Source organism: Nocardia canadensis, from assembly GCF_032656385.1.
In the GTDB taxonomy this organism is placed as follows: Bacteria; Actinomycetota; Actinomycetes; order Mycobacteriales; family Mycobacteriaceae; genus Nocardia; species Nocardia canadensis.
On record NZ_JAVCWB010000008.1, the window covers coordinates 819,165 to 834,429 of the forward strand.

At 70.1% G+C, this 15,265-nt stretch carries 13 protein-coding genes and 1 pseudogene; 10 read left to right on the forward strand and 4 right to left on the reverse strand.

Annotated elements, in window-relative coordinates:
• Positions 1 to 45: 45 nt before the first annotated feature.
• The 6 genes and pseudogenes from Q7X29_RS17535 to Q7X29_RS17560 all read left to right on the forward strand — a co-directional run bounded on the left by Q7X29_RS17535 (position 46) and on the right by Q7X29_RS17560 (position 6,466).
• A complete protein-coding gene (locus tag Q7X29_RS17535; protein ID WP_316574743.1) occupies positions 46 to 978 on the forward strand; it encodes an IclR family transcriptional regulator in 933 nt (310 codons plus the stop codon).
• A gap of 100 nt (positions 979 to 1,078) precedes the next feature.
• Positions 1,079 to 2,029 carry a chromosomal replication initiator protein DnaA gene (locus tag Q7X29_RS17540; RefSeq protein ID WP_316574744.1) on the forward strand — a complete coding sequence of 317 codons (951 nt, stop codon included), beginning with the start codon at positions 1,079 to 1,081 and terminating at the stop codon, positions 2,027 to 2,029.
• A gap of 41 nt (positions 2,030 to 2,070) precedes the next feature.
• Positions 2,071 to 2,742 carry a GntR family transcriptional regulator gene (locus tag Q7X29_RS17545; RefSeq protein ID WP_218720076.1) on the forward strand — a complete coding sequence of 224 codons (672 nt, stop codon included), beginning with the start codon at positions 2,071 to 2,073 and terminating at the stop codon, positions 2,740 to 2,742.
• A 57-nt stretch (positions 2,743 to 2,799) separates the two neighbouring features.
• A complete protein-coding gene (locus tag Q7X29_RS17550; RefSeq protein WP_316574745.1) occupies positions 2,800 to 4,185 on the forward strand; it encodes an allophanate hydrolase in 1,386 nt (461 codons plus the stop codon).
• Positions 4,182 to 4,872: pseudogene (locus Q7X29_RS17555) on the forward strand (cysteine hydrolase family protein). The gene Q7X29_RS17550 and the pseudogene Q7X29_RS17555 overlap by 4 nt, the downstream one beginning before the upstream one ends.
• A 16-nt stretch (positions 4,873 to 4,888) precedes the next feature.
• Positions 4,889 to 6,466, forward strand: a complete 1,578-nt coding sequence (locus tag Q7X29_RS17560; protein ID WP_316574746.1) for a regulator — start codon at positions 4,889 to 4,891, stop codon at positions 6,464 to 6,466.
• Between the two features lie 7 nt (positions 6,467 to 6,473).
• Here the strand turns inward: Q7X29_RS17560 and Q7X29_RS17565 are convergent, their stop codons facing one another.
• Positions 6,474 to 7,004, reverse strand: a complete 531-nt coding sequence (locus Q7X29_RS17565) for a MarR family winged helix-turn-helix transcriptional regulator (protein ID WP_308248587.1) — start codon at positions 7,002 to 7,004, stop codon at positions 6,474 to 6,476.
• A 198-nt stretch (positions 7,005 to 7,202) separates the two neighbouring features.
• On the opposite strand from Q7X29_RS17565, the gene Q7X29_RS17570 reads away from it, so the two are divergent.
• Positions 7,203 to 9,194 carry an MMPL family transporter gene (locus tag Q7X29_RS17570; RefSeq protein WP_316575379.1) on the forward strand — a complete coding sequence of 664 codons (1,992 nt, stop codon included), beginning with the start codon at positions 7,203 to 7,205 and terminating at the stop codon, positions 9,192 to 9,194.
• 16 nt (positions 9,195 to 9,210) lie between these two features.
• On the opposite strand, the gene Q7X29_RS17575 is transcribed toward Q7X29_RS17570, so the two are convergent.
• Positions 9,211 to 10,059, reverse strand: coding sequence for an NAD(P)H-binding protein (locus tag Q7X29_RS17575; RefSeq protein ID WP_218720081.1), 849 nt, complete (start codon positions 10,057 to 10,059; stop codon positions 9,211 to 9,213).
• A gap of 96 nt (positions 10,060 to 10,155) precedes the next feature.
• Here Q7X29_RS17575 and Q7X29_RS17580 point away from each other — a divergent pair, with 96 nt between their 5' ends.
• Positions 10,156 to 11,046: a DUF5995 family protein gene (locus Q7X29_RS17580; protein WP_316574747.1), complete on the forward strand. Its 891-nt coding sequence runs from the start codon at positions 10,156 to 10,158 to the stop codon at positions 11,044 to 11,046.
• Positions 11,047 to 11,164: 118 nt separating this feature from the next.
• On the opposite strand, the gene Q7X29_RS17585 is transcribed toward Q7X29_RS17580, so the two are convergent.
• Together Q7X29_RS17585 and Q7X29_RS17590 are read right to left on the reverse strand one after the other, a co-directional pair.
• Positions 11,165 to 12,061: an NAD-dependent epimerase/dehydratase family protein gene (locus tag Q7X29_RS17585; RefSeq protein WP_316574748.1), complete on the reverse strand. Its 897-nt coding sequence runs from the start codon at positions 12,059 to 12,061 to the stop codon at positions 11,165 to 11,167.
• Positions 12,058 to 12,735, reverse strand: coding sequence for a TetR/AcrR family transcriptional regulator (locus Q7X29_RS17590; RefSeq protein ID WP_316574749.1), 678 nt, complete (start codon positions 12,733 to 12,735; stop codon positions 12,058 to 12,060). The genes Q7X29_RS17585 and Q7X29_RS17590 overlap by 4 nt, the downstream gene beginning before the upstream one ends.
• 78 nt (positions 12,736 to 12,813) lie before the next feature.
• Between Q7X29_RS17590 and Q7X29_RS17595 the strand changes: the two genes are divergently transcribed.
• Both Q7X29_RS17595 and Q7X29_RS17600 read left to right on the forward strand, forming a co-directional pair.
• Positions 12,814 to 14,256, forward strand: a complete 1,443-nt coding sequence (locus tag Q7X29_RS17595) for an MFS transporter (protein ID WP_316574750.1) — start codon at positions 12,814 to 12,816, stop codon at positions 14,254 to 14,256.
• A 13-nt stretch (positions 14,257 to 14,269) separates the two neighbouring features.
• Positions 14,270 to 15,181 carry an oxygenase MpaB family protein gene (locus Q7X29_RS17600; RefSeq protein WP_316574751.1) on the forward strand — a complete coding sequence of 304 codons (912 nt, stop codon included), beginning with the start codon at positions 14,270 to 14,272 and terminating at the stop codon, positions 15,179 to 15,181.
• The last annotated feature ends 84 nt before the right edge of the window (positions 15,182 to 15,265 follow it).

The window sequence follows — 15,265 nt, forward strand, 5'->3', positions numbered from 1 at the left end:
CCGCCGAGTTGCGTTGTCGAATATTCGACGCTATTGTTCGATATTGTGACACCGACGATAAGCCGGGCCGAGCGCGCCGGTCAAGAGGTGACCCCTGACCCGGTGCCTGCGATGAGCGCGGCCGAGGTGGCGTCGCCGCCGACCCAGCGGGTCGTGAAGGTGCTCGAGCTGCTGTCGCGGCATCCGCGGGACCGGCTGTCGCTGGCGCGCATCGTGCGGGAGGCTGGGCTGTCCAGGGCGACCGCGCACGCGGTGCTCACCCAGCTCACCGCCGACGGCTGGACCGTCCGCGACGACGACGGGTGCTACGGCATCGGCCTGCGCCTGCTCACCGTCGCACGGCGCGCCGAAGCGGCGTTTCCGCTGCGCCGCACCGCGGCGCCCCACCTGCGCGCACTGTGCGAACGCACCGGCGATCCGGTGTTCCTCGCCGAACGCGACGGCGACAGCATCGTGGTCACCGAGGTGGTCGGCGACCCGTCCGCGGACTGGATCCGCGCGGGACGCAGGCTCCCGATCGCGCCGCCGGTCTGCCGGGAGTTCGTCGCCTGGGCGCCCGAACCTGTCCGGGCCGCGTGGCTGGCAGCCGCCGACCCGGCCCACCGCGATCGCCTGACCCGCGTACTCGCCGAGATCCGGGAGCGCGGCTACTCCGTCGAACGGCTCGTCGACGACTCCACGCCCATGCTCGAGGTACTCGCCGGACTGCGCGATACGCCGATCACCGCCGCGCTGCGCGCCCAACTCGGCTCGGTCATCACCGAGCTGATCACCATCGACTACCTGCCCGACGAACTGGGTCAGGAGAACGCGGTCGTGACCCTCGCCGCGCCCGTGCGCGACGCGAGCGGCGCGGTGGTGGCGGCGGTGGTCAGTTGCCCCGACACCCGCCTGTCGGCCGCCGCGCTGAACGAGCTCGGCGCGGCGACTGTCGCTGCCGCGGAACGGATCGGCGCGCACGCGATCCATCCGGCCTGACCCACCGGCCGGACCACCCGAGCCCGGCCGTTCGCCGTTACGCTGACGGGGAGAGCCTGACCGCCGGATGGTCGCGGCAGGTGGCAGGAGAGGACTCGACGTGGCGGACGACAGCGATCGCTGGTGGGAGGCGCCGGGCCTGGCGGGGCAGCAGCCGCAGACCGGTCCGGAACCGTACGCGCAGCCCGCGCCCCAGCAGCCCTACGGATACCCCCAGCCGCACCAGGGTCAATATCCGCCACCCCAGTACGGTGCGCCGCCGCAGGGCTACGGGCAGCCACCGTACGGTCAGCAGCCGTACGGTTATGTGCCACAGCCCTCTCCGGGTCCGCCGCGCCGTGGTGGTGGCGGTGCGGGCGTGATCATCGCCGTGGTGGTCGTGGCGGTGCTGGTCGTCGTCGTGGGCATCGTGGCCGTCGTGCTCGGAACGCGCTCGTCCGACGACACCACCGCGTCCCCGACATCGGTCACCTCCGCGGCGGTGCCGACCGGGTCGCTGTCGGGCACCACCACGGCCCCGGTGACCCCCGGTGCGAAGGGCGTGCTCATTCCCACCTATCGGGTCGCCTACGACGTGCCGTCGACCTGGTCGGTCGCCCCCTCCTACGACACGATGAGCTTCACCACCGCGAGCGGTTCCATCGACGGCCGCGGCCAGTCGACCGAGGGCGAGAAGTACTGCCCCGGCTCCGCCTATCGGGCGATGGCCGCGGTCACCACGAGCACGGAGTCCGATCCGGCCGCCGCGGCGAAGACGGTCGCGAAAATCGCTGCCGAGGGCGGGTATTCGGATCCCAGTGGCGGCAAGCTCACCACGCCGAGGTCGTTGACCACCCGGAGCGGCGTCGCCGGACAGTTCGTGGAGAGCACGGGACCGTGGAAGCCCCAGCTGTCCGGCTGCACGGCCGATGCCTACTCGGTCTACACCTTCGCCTTCCGCAATGCCGCAGGCACCCTGCTCGTGCTGACCCTCCTCGTCGACCGCAACACGAGCGGGGAATTGAGCGCCGAGGAGGCCGAGAAGCTGGTCACCAGTCTGCGCCTGGTCTAGCGGCGGAGGCCGCGCGGCCGCGGTGTTCGTAGACTCGACCTATGACGGCAGCGGCATCCGATTCGACTGTGCTACCGGCGAGTCTGGTGGAGATGACGGCGCGGCACGTGCGGGCCGAGGTGCTCAGCGGCGCACTGGCCCCGGGCGCGCGGGTGGGGGAGGAGGCGCTGTGCGCGCGGTTGGGGATCAGCCGGGCGCCGGTCCGCGAGGCGCTGCGTCGCCTCGCCGAACAGGGCTTGATCGAGCACCTGCCGCGACGGGGCTACCGGGTGGTGGTGTGGTCGGCGTCCGACATCGTCGAATTGTTCGAAGTACGCCGGGCGTTGGAGCGCCATGCCTTGACCACCGCGCTGCCCCACGCCGACCTGGACCGTGGGCTCGGGGGAGTGCGCGCGGCTCTCGACGAGCTGACCGAGGCCGACCGGCGCGGCGACTGGGTCGCCCGAGACGACGCGCACCGCCGTTTCCACGCGGAGATTGTGGCGCTGGCGGGTAATCGGCAGCTCGACCAGGTGTACGGCCAGATCCTGGTGAAGCTGCAATTGGCGATGGCCCGCAATCTGCGACAGGAGACCGAGGTGGCCGCGCGCCGCGAGGGTGTGCGCCGCCACCAGGAGTTGCTGGCCGCGGTGGCCTCGAACGACCCGGCGACCGCGGAGGCCGCGCTGAGACAGCACGGCGAGCAAACATACCTGAAACTCGGTATCTGCTAACACATCCGATACAGACGGCGCCTTCGGTCGTCACACATTTTGTCGACAATCGACAACATGATCGGTTCGGCAGGCCCCACGGTCACGGAAATCCTCGCCCAGCACCAGGACGGCAACGGTTCGCCGACCAGAACGGCCGCGCGGGTCGCCGACGCCGTCGCGGCGCGCGGCGACGACGGCACCTGGATCACCCCGGTGCCGCGCGCCGCGTTGCTCGCCGCCGCGGCGGAGATCGAGCGTAGGCCGGGGGCGCGGGCGCTGCCGTTGTACGGCGTCCCGTTCGGGGTGAAGGACAGCATCGATGTCGCCGGCTACCCGACCACGCTGGCCTGCCCGGACTACGGCTACACCGCGACCCGCACCGCGCCCGCGGTTCAGCGGCTGCTCGACGCGGGCGCGTTGTTCGTCGGCAAGACCAACCTCGATCAATTCGCGACCGGGCTCAACGGCACCAGGACGCCGTATCCGGTGCCGCGCAGCGTGTTCGGTGGCGATCTCATCTCCGGTGGCTCGAGCTCCGGGTCGGCGCTGGCGGTCGCGCTCGGGCAGGTGCCGTTCTGCGTCGCCACCGACACCGCGGGCTCGGGCCGAGTGCCCGCCGCGCTCAACGGGATCGTCGGCTGGAAGCCGTCGCGCGGGTTGATCAGCACCGTCGGGCTGGTGCCCGCCTGTCGATCGCTGGACTGCCTGACCTTGATGGCCACCACGGTCGAGGACCTCGACCTGGTCTTCGACATCATCGCCGGGATCGACCACGACGATCCGTGGACGCGGGCGCGCGGGCCGCGCTATCGCGGCGCACCGATCCGGGTCGGCCTGCCCGCCGCGACCGAGCTCGAGTTCTTCGGCGACGAGGCGATGCGCGTCGCCCACCTGGCGGCCCGGGATCGCCTGCCGCGCTCCGGCTTCGACTGCGTGCAGACCACGTTGACGCCGTTCCTGGACGCCGGCGCCCTGCTCTACCAGGGCCCGTGGGTCGCCGAGCGACTCGTCGAGTTCGAGACCTTCCTCGCCGAGCGGCCCGACTCGATGCTGCCGGTGATCCGCGAGATCCTCACCGGCGGGCAGCGATTCACCGCGGTCGAGGTGTTCCGCGCGCAGCAGCGGTTGCAGGAGCTGCGGGCCGGGGTCGGCCGGCTGTGGGCGGACTTCGACGTGGTGATCGTCCCGACGATCGGCACCACCTTCACCGTCGAGCAGGTCCTGGCCGACCCGATCGCGACCAACACCGTCCTCGGGCACTACACCCACTTCGGCAACCTGCTCGACCTCACCGCGGTCGCCGTGCCCGCGGGCACCACCCGCGACGGCAGGCCGGTCTCGCTCATGGTGTTCGGGCCCGCCCTGGCCGACGATGTCGTCCTCGCGGCCGCCGCCCGCCTGCTCGACGAACCCCGCGCTGTCACTCCGTCACCCGCCACCGTCCTCGAGGACCACCGATGACCGAGATCCCCGCCACCCCGGCACCGTTCCCCTTCGACCCGGCCACGACCGCGCTGCTCGTGATCGACATGCAGCGCGACTTCCTGCTCCCCGGCGGCTTCGGCGAGAGTCTCGGCAACGATGTCGCGCTGCTGCGGACGGTCATCGACCCCGCTGGCCGGGCTGCTCGCCGCCGCGCGCGCCACCGGCATACCGGTGATCCACACCAGGGAGGGGCACCTGCCCGATCTCTCGGACTGCCCGCCCGCGAAATTGCGGCGCGGCACCCCGTCCCAGCGGATCGGCGACCCGGGCGCGTTCGGCCGGATCCTGATCCGCGGCGAGTACGGACACGACATCGTCGACGAACTCGCGCCCATCGAGGGCGAGGTGGTGATCGACAAACCGGGCAAAGGCGCGTTCTACGCGACCGAGCTCGGCGAGGTACTGCACCGGCTGGCGATCACCTCGCTGCTCGTCACCGGCGTCACCACCGAGGTATGCGTGCACACGACCGTCCGCGAGGCCAACGATCGCGGCTACGAGTGCCTGGTCGTCGCCGACTGCGTCGGCTCCTACTTCCCCGAGTTCCAGCGCGTCGGGCTGGCGATGATCGCCGCCCAGGGCGGGATCTTCGGGTGGGTCGCCGACTCGACCGCTGTCGTCACCGCGCTGACGGCCACCACCGCTTCACCAGTCACGGCCTAGCGAACAGGAACAGCCCATGTCCGTCGACACGACCACCACCAGCAAAGCCCCCGAACCTCCTGCGCCCCTGGTGCTTCCGTGGTGGACACGCGGTGACACCAATGCCTTCTTCGGTCTGGCGTTCAACATCCTGGTCAACGTCTTGACCCTCACCACGCTCACCATCGCCGTGGTGCGGATCCCCAGCGGTGATGTCCTGGGCACCGTGCTGCCCGCGCTCGGGGTCGCGCTGGTGCTAGGCAATCTCTACTACATGGTCCTCGCGCGGCGGCTGGCCCGGCGGGAGAATCGCGGCGACGTCACCGCACTGCCGTACGGACCGAGTGTGCCGCACATGTTCATCGTCGTGTTCGTGGTGATGCTGCCGATCTACCTGACGACCGGAGATCCGTTGCGGGCGTGGGCGGCCGGGCTGGCCTGGGCGTTCATGATCGGGGTGATCGTGATGATCGGCGCCTTCGTCGGGCCCGCCATCCGCCGGGTCACCCCGCGCGCCGCGATGCTGGGCACCCTCGCCGGCATCTCGATCACCTTCATCGCGATGCGGCCCGCCGCGCAGATGTGGGAGGTGGCCTGGATCGGTCTGCCCGTGCTGGCCATCATCCTGATCGGCTTCTTCACCGATGTGAAGCTGCCGGGCAATATCCCGGTCGGGCTGGTGGCGCTGCTGGTGGGCACGGCGATCGGCTGGATCGGCGGCTACATGTCCGCACCCGATGTGGCGCAGGCGGCGAGCGATATCGCGCTGGGCCTGCCGGATCTGCGCCTGGATCTGCTGTTCGACGGATTGAGCAACCTCGCGCCGCTGCTGGCCACCGCCATTCCGCTCGGCATCTACAACTTCACCGAGGCGATGAGCAATGTCGAGAGCGCCGCGGCGGCCGGGGACAACTACAACCTGCGCAGCGTCCTGCTGGCCGACGGCTTCGGCGCGATCATCGGGGCAGGCTTCGGCTCCCCGTTCCCGCCCGCGGTCTACATCGGCCACCCGGGCTGGAAGGACGCCGGCGGGCGCACCGGATACTCGCTGGCCAGCGGCCTGACCATCGGCGTCATGTGCCTGCTCGGCCTGTTCGGAGTGCTGGCGACGCTGCTGCCGATTCCGGCGATCGTGCCGATCCTGCTCTACATCGGCCTGCTGATCGGCGCCCAAGCCTTCCAAGCGGTGCCACGACTGCACGCGGTGGCCGTCGTCGCCGCCCTGCTGCCCAATCTCGCGGAGTGGGCGGTGACCCAGATCGACAACGCGTTGTCGGCGGCGGGCACCTCGGCCGACAAGGTCGGGTCGGCGGCGCTGGGCCAGGCCGGTGTGGTGTACGACGGGCTGAAGACATTCGGCTCCGGGGCGGTGCTGGCCGGTCTCGTGCTCGGCGCGATCGTCACCTTCGTTCTCGACAAGCGTTTCCGCGCAGCGGGACTGGCCGCGCTCATCGGCGCGGTACTGAGCTGGATCGGTCTCATCCACGCCCACGCGGTCGAGTGGGCGGCCGCGCCGCAAGTGGCCCTCGGGTACGCGTTCTTCGCGATCGTCTGCCTGGCCTACTCACTGGTGCCCTCGGCCGCGACCGAACCGGCGGCGGTCGACGAGACCTGATCGCCGCTCAGCCGGTGCCGTGCTGGTCCGCGGACTGTCCGGGCTCCGGGAGTTCGGTGTAGAACTCGCGCAGCGCCGCCGTCACTCCGACCAGCACGCGGTGGGCCGCCGCCAGATCGCTGTCCGGCAGATCCGCCAGCGCCGCCCGGACGCGCGCGCTGAGCGGGCCGAAGAATCCGGCCGCCACGGCCATGCCGTCCTCGGTATAGCCGAGATGGACGCGCCGCCGATCGGTGGCATCGGGTACTCGCGCGAGATGGCCGGATTCGATCATCCGCTCGACCAGATAGGTCACCGCGGGCGCGGACACGCCCATGAGTTTGCTCAGCTGGCCTGCGGTGACCGGCGCGCCCTCGGCGTCGGCGGTCGCCACGTGCATCAGGGCGCGGAAGTCGTTCGGGCGCAGATTGTTCGACCGTGCGAAGACGTGGCCGATCTGTTCCGAGATCGCGGTCAGCGCGCGCAGATCCCGGGCGATCTCGGTCTGCAGCTCCGTCCGGTCGACGGCCGGATCGGGCTCCGCGATGTCCTCGCCCACGCACTGTCTCCTCTCACTGTCCGGCTGCGAGCTTAGCGTCCGGATCCTGCGACATTGCCTATTAGTTAAGTTTCTGAAATAGTCTCCCTCGTGACGGGAGACAGCGACGGAAATGGCTGGGACCGGTTCGCCCGACTGGTCACCGGAAGGCGATCGTGGGCGGTGCTGCTGGTAGTGCTCGCTGCCGCGGTCGCCGTGATGGCGCTGGCCGGCGGCAACGACAGTGCGGGTCAGGCGCCGGTGTCGCTGCCCGGGTCGGCGGAATCGGCACGGGCGGCCGAAGCCGTCGAGCAGTTTCCCGACGCGGGGACCGCCACCGCGATCATGGTGGCCACGCGCGTCGACGACGGCGTGCTGACCCCGCCGGACCTCGCGGCGGTGGACGCCGCGCTCACCCGGGCCGGGGTGCCCGCGCCCGAGGGACCGCGGGTCGTTCCCGCGCCCGACGGCCGCGCCGTCCTCGCGCAGATCCCGGTGTCGGCGGAGCTGAACGGTTTCGCGCTCACCGATCGGATCGCCGAGTTGCGCGTCGGGCTCACCGCCGAGCTGCCGGATTCGTTGCGCGTGCAGGTGACCGGCGGTCCCGCCTTCGGCGCGGATATCGCCGACTCGTTCTCCGGCGCGAACACCCTGCTGTTGCTGGTCACCGCGCTCGTGGTGATGGTGCTGCTGATCGTCACCTATCGCTCGCCGGTGCTGTGGTTGGTCCCGTTGACCGTCGTCGGCCTGGCCGACCGCGTCGCCACGAGCGTGGGCACCGCGCTGGCCCAGGTCACCGGGCTGACCTTCGACGGGTCGACCTCCGGGATCACCAGCGTGCTGGTCTTCGGCGCCGGAACCAACTACGCCCTGCTGCTGGTGTCGCGCTACCGCGACGAACTGCACCGGCACGACGATCATCGGATGGCCCTGCGCGCGGCGGTGCGGCATGCCGCACCCGCCATCGTCGCCAGCAACGTCACGGTGGTGCTGGCGCTGCTGACGCTGTTGCTGGCCCTGCTGCCCAACACCCGCAGCCTGGGCGCGTTCGCCGCGGCGGGCCTCGTCGTCGCCCTGATCTTCGTCCTCGCGGCCCTGCCGCCCGCACTGGCGCTGTGCGGACGAAGGGTGTTCTGGCCGTTCGTGCCACCCGCGGACGGTCGCGATACCGCCGCGCACGGCGTCTGGTCGGCCGTGGCCACGCGCGTGGTGCGGCGGCCCGCGATGGTGGCCGGTGTCGCGTCGGCGGTCCTGGTGGTGCTCGCCACCGGGCTGGCCACCACCGACATCGGACTCTCGCGCACCGAACAGTTCCGGGTCGACGCCGAATCGGTCGACGGGCTCGAGACCATGGCCGAGCACTTCCCGTCCGGCTCCTCGGACCCCGCCGTGGTGATCGCCCGGACGAGCGCCGATGCCGCCGTGCGCCCTGCACTCGAAGGCGTGCGGGGTGTTTCGCGGGCCACGGTGTCCGGTGTCTCCGAGGTCGGCACCACCCGCTGGTCGGTCGTGCTGGACGCGGCACCCGGCTCGGCGGAGGCATTCACCACCATCGAAGCGGTCCGCTCGGCCGTCGGCGCGGTTTCGGGCGCCGAGGCGCTCGTCGGCGGATCCGATGCCGAGGCGCTCGACATCCGCGATGCCGCCCGCCGGGATCAGGCGCTGGTCATCCCGCTGATCCTGGCCGTCGTGCTGCTGGTGCTGCTGGCGCTGTTGCGGGCCGTTCCGGCGGCGGTGCTGCTCGTCGGAGTGACCGTGCTCAGCGCGCTGGCGGCGCTCGGCGCGGGCAGCTGGATCAGCGGCACGGTGTTCGGGTTCCCGGCCCTGGACACCAATGTGCCGCTGTTCGGCTTCCTGTTCCTGGTGGCCCTGGGCGTGGACTACACGATCTTCCTGGTGACCAGGGCCCGCGAGGAGGCCGGAACGTACGGCACCACACAGGGAATGGTGCGTGCCGTCGCCTCGACGGGGGCGGTGATCACCAGCGCGGGTGTCGTTCTCGCCGCGGTGTTCTGTGTGCTGGGCGTTCTGCCGTTGATCACGCTGACCCAGCTGGGCATCGTCGTCGGTATCGGCATCCTGCTCGACACCTTCGTGGTGCGGACCCTGGTCGTCCCGGCGCTGTTCGCGTTGCTGGGCGACCGGGTCTGGTGGCCGTCGTCGCCCGCGAGCACCGAGGACGCGGGCGCCGAGCCGGTCCACGCGTCGTGAGGACGGGGCCTGGCGATCAGGCGTCGTGCGGCAAGGACGCCAGGTAGTCCCGGAAGTCGGTGGCCTGGTGTCCGGTGAGGGCGGGCACCGCGTCGGAGACCTGGGCGAGATCGCCCTGGGCGATGGCGGTGTAGGTGCTCACCCAGCCGTCGACCTCCCACTGCGGCGCGTGGTAGCCGGCGCGCGTGGCGTAGGCCTCCTCGACGGTCTGATCGACGAAACGGTAGGGGCGGCCGAGGATTTCGGTCATGTCGGCCGCGGCGGTCGGCAACGTGAAGGCGCGCGGGCCGGTGAGATCGAAGGTCTCGCCGGTGTAGGTGGTCGAGGCCAGTACGGCGGCGGCGCAGTCGGCGACGTCGGCGCGGGTCACCGCGGCCACCTTGCCGTCACCGGCCGGGCCCGCGATGACGCCGTCGGCATCGGCGAAGTGCGGGATGATGTCCTGATACTGGTTGTCGCGCAGGAACGTGAAGTCCAGACCGGACTGGCGGATGGCCTGCTCGGTGTACCAGTGGTCGCGGCCGAAGGTGAAGGTGCAGTCCGGTGCCGCGCCGACGAACGACAGATACACGATGCGCCGGACACCCGCGCTCCGAGCGGCGTGCACCACTGTGGCCTGCTGCGCGGCGCGGTCGGCGCTCTCCGTGGCCGAGACGAAGAAGAAGGTCTGCACACCTTCCAGCGCGGGTGCCACCGTCGCCGGATCGGCGAAATCGAGGACCGCCCGGCTCGCGCCCGCGATGGCCGGCAGGCGGTCGAGGCGCCGGCCGAGCAACCGCAACGGTGCGCTCGAGTCCGCGAGCAGCCGGGCGACCCGCCCGCCGATCTGTCCACTGGCCCCTGAAATCGCAATGGTTTCCGGCATCCGCCCAGGCTATTGCACGCGAGGTGCGTGGCAGTGGACGCGCCGGTCGCCGTGTCGCGCGCTGCGGTTCGGCCGTGCGAATGATGAAATCTGCGGGTGCATGTTTCGAGCGGGATCGCCGCCTTCGCCGCGGCCGTGATCATGACCTTGCCCGCGCTAGTCGCGGCACCGGCGAGCGCGGCGGTGCGTGACACCGCCTGCGGGTCGACACTGTCCGCCGCCGACATCGCCGAGATCGTGCGGCTTTCCGACACCTCGACGATCACCGGCGCCGACGGTCTCGCCCGCCTCGAGGACGCCGTCGCCCGGCATCATCGGATCACCGAGATCCTCGTCGACCACCGAGATCTGCGCGGCTTGTTCGCAATCGGGCTCGACGGCGTCGAATACGCCGCCGTCATGCCGTTGCAGCGCGACCCCGGCGCGTTCGTCGACCGCGAGTACGCGCACGCGATCAGTACCGAACTGCTGCGACGCTTCCTCGACAACCTGTACGCCGAGTTCACCGGCGGCGTCGCCGAGCCGCAGTGGGCCCACTACTTCGCGCTCGCGCAGGACTGCGGCGCTTCGCGCGCCCGCACCGCGATGGCGGGCTACAACGCCCACCTGACCGTGGACCTGACGTATTCGGTTGCGGCCGTGGGCAGCCGGCCGGAGAACGCGCCGGACTATTTCGAGATCGTCGCCGGTATCGCCGCCGCCGGCGATCTGATCGTCGAGCGCACCAAGGCCGTCTACGGGGCCGACCTCGGCCCGCTGTGGCGGTTCTACTTCGTCGGCGAAGGACTCGACCAGCTCTTCGGCGCGGGAGTAGCGACCGAACAGCTGCTCATCGCCGCTGATCTCGGCGCCAACGTCGTCATCTTCACCAACGGCCTAGCCCTCCAGGACCCCGCCCTCGCTCCCACCGTCCGAACCGAGATCACCGCCCTGTGGCAGGCCGCGGACCTGGCATTCGAGGCGCTGGCCCGGATCAACGCCCTCTGAGATCGGGAGGACGAAGCTACCGGCGAGGACAGTCTCCGAGTCGGCGGGCGAGCTGATCCGCGCCGCGGGGAGGACAAGGCGAAGCGATTGTCAGAACCTGACACCGATCGCTGATAGATCATGCCGAAGCAGCTCGATCTCGAGAAGTTCGTGAATCCATGTCGGCGCGGTTATGCGGTGGCGCGCCATCTCCCGGACTGTGGTGGCGGCGACCACGGCAGTGGCCAGCGATTGTCCACGGCCGCTGGCCCAGCGTGAGGACCCATCGAAGGCTCGCACGAGCACAACCCATCTGTCGCCGCCGGGCATTCGATGCGGAACCACCGCCCGTAGTGCGGGTGCCCAGGTGAGTGCTGCCAGCCCGGCGGTGGCGAGGCGGGAGTCCAGTCTCAGGTAGCTGCGGACTGGTACTGCGAATTCGCGGGTGAGTCGGTGCTGGTCGACGAAGTCGGCGCGCAGCGCGGGAAACGGCCGGTATCCCCGTGTATTCGGGAATGGTGAATTGCGCGGGTTCGGTGAAGTTGCGGACGCTGGTGCCGTCGGGGTCGGGGAAGTGTTGTCCCATCAGCCGGTCGTTCCAGGCGGTGGCGGCGGCGCCGTGGTGTTCCCCGGAACCGAGACCGACCATGATGTCGACGGGGCCGGGGTCGCGTGAGAGCACGTCGACGGCGAGCAGGGTCGTCAGGCCGGGCGCCAATCCGACCCCCAGCACGACAGGCCCCTCGACGCGCTCCAATGCCTGCACGTAGCCGGAGGTCGCGGAAATCTCGAGGAAGGCGATCCCGCGGCAGGCGCACGCCTCCGCGAGCCCAATGTCCTCGACGCCTGCGCAATTCACCACGATCGAGACTCCGTCGAGAGCGGAGACGACACTGTCTACCAGGGCGACGTCGAGCACGCGGTCCGCGCGTGCCGCATCGCGTCCGGCCGCGAGCACCGGTACACCTCGTGCGCGCAGTAGCCGTACCAGATGGCCTCCGACGGCTCCGTATCCGCCCAGGACCAGCACACTCACCGGGTCTCCTCGGGCGCGAGCGCTTCGACGGAGTCGCCGCGGAGTCGTGCTGAGGGGAGCAGTTGCCGTGTGAGCGCGTCGGTGGCCCACGACGCCCACTCGGCATCCGTCCAGCCGCGTTGGTGGACGAGTAGGCGGTAGGTCTCGGGGGCCAGTGTGGCAAGAGCGATGTCGGCGGCGCGGGCAGCGGTGATGCCACCACGCAGCGTCGTCTTGCCGGCGAGGGCCTCGGCCAGACGAAGTTGGACCAGGTGACGTTGGGCGACGTTGGTTTCCCAGATCTCGGCGAGTTCCGGGTCGGTCGCCGCGGCCGACCGAATCACCTCGAGCAACGGGCTGACCCGAGCGAAAATCGTTGCCGCCGCGGCGACTTGAAGCCGGATCTGCTCGGCGGGCGCCGCTGCGAGGGCCTCGGTGAACCAGAGACGGTCCATGGTGGCGACCGGTTCGGTGTCGCCGGCGATCTCGACGTCGAGTAGTTCGGACAGGATCGCGCGCTTGGTGGCGAAGGTGAAGTACAGCGTCTGCACCGCCATGCCGGCCTGATCGGCGATGGCCTTCATCGTGGTCGGTGTGTAGCCGCGGGTGGTGAACAGTTCCCGTGCCGCTGCCAGCATCTTTTCTCGGTTGGCCGTTGTCCTGGCTGCTCGCACACCGGTGTTCTTGCCTGTCATGCCTCGCATACTACTTGACTAGAGCATGACTCTAGTGAAATCTGACTAGAGTTACGCTCTAGCGAAAGGGTTGTGCTCATGCCGAGCAAGGTTGTACTCGCGCCGAAGGACCGGCTGGTCCTGCTGTTGATCACGATGGTCGAGCTGGTGGTCTTCCTGGACACGACCGTGCTGAATGTGGCGCTGCCCAGCATCGGCGCGGACCTCGGGCTCGACGAAGCGGGATTGGGCTGGGTGACCAACGCCTACCTCCTCGCCTTCGGCGGATTCATGCTGCTCGGCGGGCGCGCCGCCGATCTGCTCGGACCACGCCGGGTGTTCGCGGGCGGGCTCGCCGTCTTCACGGTGGCGTCCGCGCTGGCCGGATTCGCGCCGACCCCGGCGGTCCTCATCGCGGCCCGGGCATTGCAGGGCCTCGGCGCGGCCGTGGTCATCCCCGCGCAACTGGCACTGCTCACCCTGACGTTCACCGAACCCGCGGCACGCAACCGCGCCTTCGGCGTGTGGAGTGCGATGGGGGCGGCGGGCGCGGCCATCGGCACCGCGGTCGGCGGACCACTCACCGATCTGTTCGGCTGGCCGTCGATCTTCCTGATCAACCTGCCCGTGGGTGTGCTGGCGCTGGCCTACGTCCGAGTGCTCCCGCCGGATCCGGCGCCATCCGTCCGGGCGCTGCGTCGGCTCGACGTGCCGGGTGCGATCACCGGCACGGTGGGGCTGTTGATCACCGGATATGCCCTCGGCGCCCTCGGCGACGAGTCGACGCGCACCGCGGCGTCGGGTCTGCTGGTGACCGGGCTCGCGCTGCTCGCGGGCTTCGTACTCCTCGAGGCGCGGAGCGCGCATCCGCTGATGCCGTTGCGGCTGTTCGCCGTTCGCCAGGTGAGCGGGTCGGCCGTAGTCAACGCGCTGGTCGGTGCGGCGCACGTGCCCACCTTCGCCCTGCTGGCGCTGTACCTGCAGAACACTCAGCACTACAGTCCGACCGTCTCCGGCCTCGCGGTGCTACCGGTGGCCGTGGTGAACGTGGTGGTCTCCCGGACGCTGATCCCGTACGCGCTGGATCGGCTGGGTGCCTGGCGGGTGCTGGCTGCGGGCCTCGGGCTACAGGCGCTGGCCATGGCCTGGTTCGCTCGTCTGCCCGAGCATGGCAACTACCTGATCGACGTGCTGCCCGGTGCGGTACTGCTCGGCGTCGGCCTGCCCGCCGCGTTCGTCGGCGTCACCGTCCCCGCGGTCACCTCCGTTTCCAAGAGCGACGCCGGGATCGCGGCGGGCATCGTCAACACCGCACAGCGTGTCGGATCGGGGGTCGGAGTCACGGCTGTTCTGCTGCTCGCCGATGTGGTGGCTCGGCAGTCCCCGGCAGTCGACGCCTACCGGACGGGCCTGAACGTCGCCTTCGCGGGCGCCGCCGCGCTGGCCGCGATCGGCGCCGTGCTGACCATCGCCTTGCTGCGCACGAGTCCGGCCACGGACGCGGAGCCGAAGTCCGAAACCCCCGCCGTAGTGAACGATTGACAGGAGTACCCCGATGGCAAACGACAAGCGTGGCTTCCACTGGATTCGCACCGAGATCGAACGACTCGATCCGGAGGTGGACAGCGAACGGATCGTGAGATTGACCAGCTGCCAGCTCCTCCCGAAGAGCCTGCTCGCGGTGCACCTGTTCTATACCGTCGGATTCGTCCGTTTCGCCGGTCCGCCGGTCTCGGCGGAATCGGTGGACCGCAACGGCACCGGGATGCTCTACGGCCACGGAATCCGGCGCGCCGACGAAACCATGTTCCACCTCTTCTCCTGGGTCGACGACGGCGTATCCAGCCCCACCAGCGTCGAAAGCCTCGGCTACGTACGGAACTGGCACTCCGGCGTTGCCCGCAACTGGCCGATGCCCATGCATACCTTCCAGCACAGCGCCGCCGTCTTCACCCTCATCTACGAGCGCCTGCTGCGACAGGTCGTCGGAGCTCCCGGACTGAGCGAGAACGAGCGCCGCGCCCAGCTGATCCACTGGCGCGGCGTGTCCGAACACCTCGGTGTGACCGATATCCCGGGTACCTGGCGGGACATGGAACAGTTCCTCGAATCCTACGAATACGGTGCAGAGTTCGCGTATTCGCCGGCCGGCCGACGACTGGCGGAAGCACTCGTCGACCAGTTCGCGACCCGTTGGTTCCCGCGGCCACTGCGCTGGTTCGGGCGCTGGCTGGTGTTGGCGTTCTCCGAAGAACACGTCCTCGACACCCTCCGAATCCCGCGCCCGCCCGCCGCGTTCAGTTGCGCGGTACGCCGCCTGGCCCGATTTGCCGTGTTCGCGAAACGCCACCTGCTGCCGGATCCGCGTGCGGTGTTCCGGCTCAGCGACATCATCGCCGAGCACAAGTACTCGGCACTGGTCACACCATCCATCCCGGCGTCGGGAACCACACAGAGCGAACGCTGAGGCGGTGTCGGTTTCCGGCGCGATACGCGGGTGCCGCCGATGTCGAACCTCTGGTTGAGCGTCCGCCCGTTTGCTGGTCGGCCG